Origin of the sequence: Herbaspirillum sp. B65, from assembly GCF_000333555.1 — a bacterium.
GTDB lineage: Bacteria > Pseudomonadota > Gammaproteobacteria > Burkholderiales > Burkholderiaceae_D > Herbaspirillum > Herbaspirillum rubrisubalbicans.
On the sequence record NZ_BADI01000529.1, the window covers coordinates 1 to 2,487 of the forward strand.

At 65.1% G+C, this 2,487-nt stretch carries 1 protein-coding gene and 2 pseudogenes; all 3 read right to left on the bottom strand.

Features of this window, described 5'->3' with window-relative positions; all coding sequences use genetic code 11:
• Window positions 1-386, bottom strand: a pseudogene (gene epsC / locus I5W_RS12820) (serine O-acetyltransferase EpsC); the annotation flags it as partial.
• Window positions 387-478: 92 nt separating this feature from the next.
• Window positions 479-1,217 (bottom strand): annotated as a pseudogene (rlmB, locus tag I5W_RS12825) (23S rRNA (guanosine(2251)-2'-O)-methyltransferase RlmB).
• Between the two features lie 92 nt (window positions 1,218-1,309).
• The coding region (locus I5W_RS12830) for an RNB domain-containing ribonuclease (protein WP_044529521.1) at window positions 1,310-2,487 on the bottom strand (1,178 nt) is incomplete at its 5' end.

Consider the following 2,487-nt stretch of genomic DNA (forward strand, 5'->3'; position numbering starts at 1 on the left):
AGCGCCGATGATGACGCCGCGCCCCAGCGTGGGATGGCGCTTGGCGCCCTTGGTCAGCGAGGTGCCGCCCAGGGTCACGCCCTGTAGATGGTGGAATCGTCGCCGACGATGGCGGTCTCGCCGATCACCACGCCCATGCCGTGGTCGATGAAGACACGGCGGCCGATGGTGGCGCCGGGGTGGATCTCGATGCCGGTCAGGGTGCGCCCCAGTTGCGAGATGAAGCGGCCCAGCCACTTCAGTTCGGCATTCCAGCAAGCCTGGGCCCAGCGGTGCAGGATCACCGCGTGCAGGCCCGGATAACAGGTCAGCACCTCCCAGCTATTGCGCGCGGCGGGGTCGCGCGCGCGGATGCTGGCGATGTCTTCTCTGAGTCGGCTGAACATGGTGTGTTTCCTGAAACGTTGAAAGAAAAGGGGCTGCAAAAAAAATCGCCGGACACGAAGTCCGGCGATGCTGTCATGCGGGATGACCGGACTTACTTGGGCAAGCGCTGGCGTCGCGCCTCGTACAGACACACACCGGAAGCCACGGATACGTTCAAGCTCTCGACCGAACCGAACATGGGGATGTTGACCAGCACGTCGCAGGTCTCGCGCGTCAGGCGGCGCATCCCCTCCCCTTCGGAACCCATGACCAAGGCGGTGGGGCCGGTGAAGTCACCTTCGTAGAGCCCCTTTTCGGCGTCGTCCGAAGTACCGATGATCCACACGCCACGTTCCTTCAGATCACGCATGGTGCGCGCCAGGTTGGTGACGGTGATATAAGGCACGGTGTCGGAGGCGCCGCTGGAAACCTTCATAGCGGTCGCATTCAGGCCCACGGCGCGGTCCTTGGGGGCGATCACGGCGTGCGCGCCGGCGCCATCGGCCACGCGCAGGCAAGCGCCCAGGTTGTGCGGATCGGTGATGCCATCGAGGATCAGCAGCAGCGGCGGGCCGACCACGGCATCCAGCAATTCATCGAGGGTGCGCGCCAGCGACAGCGCAGCGGCCTTGGCCACCACCCCCTGGTGGCGGCGCGTGCCGACCATGGCGCCCAAGCGCTGGTCGTCGGCCTGGATGATGCGCACATTGGCTTCCTTGGCCGCGTGCAGCAAATCCAGCATCCGGCGGTCGCGGCGTTCGGCATCCACGTAGATCTCTTCCACCGAGGAAGCCTCGTGGCGGGATACGGGAGGTCACGGCATGGAAGCCGAAAATCATTTTGCTCTTCATAGATCCTGCTTGTGTCTTTCGTCTTGCTTGGAGCTGTTGCTCCTCATTCCATCAAACCCGGTCAACCGCTTCAGGTTGGACCGGGGACATGCTCATCGCTTCTTCTTGCCACCCTTGTTGAAACCCTTGGCGGCAGCACGCTTGCGGTCGGCCTCGCCGGCGCGCGCATGAGTGGTGCTGCCGGCCTTGGCCTTGGCGCCGCCCTTGGGCTTGGCCGCTGCCGTGGCCGGCTTGGGTGCCGCGGCCTTCTTGCCGCGCGCGGCCGGCTGGCTGGCAGCGGTCGGCTTGCTGCCGGCAGACTTGCCGCGGGCGGCAGTCTCGGCACGCTTGGCTTCGTTCTTGATCAGGGTGCGGATGCCCGGCTCGTTGACCAGCGACAGGTCGATCTTGCGCGCATCCAGGTCCACTCGGCTGACCTGCACGGTGACGCGGTCGGTCAACTGGTAACGGATGCCGGTGCGCTCGCCGCGCAGCTCGTGGCGCGCTTCGTCGTACTGGAAGTAATCGGCGCCCAGCTCGGTGACGTGCACCAGGCCTTCGATATAGAGCGCATCGAGTTGCACGAAGATACCGAAGGTGGCCACGCCGGAAATGGTGCCGGTGAATTCCTCGCCCAGCTTGTCGCGGATGAAGTAGCACTTCAGCCAGGCTTCCACATCGCGCGAAGCCTCATCGGCACGGCGCTCATTGGCCGAACAGTGCAGGCCCAACGCTTCCCAGATCGCCAGCGCGCTTTCGCCACGCGGCTTCTTGCCGGCGGCCTTGTCGGTGGCACGCTGCAGCGCCTGCGCCTTGCGCGCGGCCGGGGAAATCGAGGTATTGAGCGCGCCGCTGTCGATGCCCTTGGGCTCGTACCGCTTGCCCTGCAGCACGGCCTTGATGGCACGGTGGGTCAGCAGGTCGGGATAACGGCGGATCGGGCTGGTGAAGTGCGCGTAGGATTCGTAGGACAGGCCGAAGTGGCCGATGTTGTCAGGGCTGTAGACGGCCTGCTGCATGGAGCGCAACAGCATGGTCTGGATCAGCACCGCATCCGGGCGCGCCTTGACCTTGGGCATCAGCTCGGCATAGTCGGAGGCACTGGGGGTGTCGCCGCCCCCCAGGTGCAGGCCGACCTGCTTCAAGAAGGTACGCAACTGCGTCAGCTTTTCCTTGGTCGGGCCAGCGTGAATGCGATAGAGCGCCGGATGATCGTGACGCTTCAACAGGTCGGCCGCGCACACGTTGGCGGCCAACATGCATTCCTCGATCAGGCGGTGCGCATCGTTGC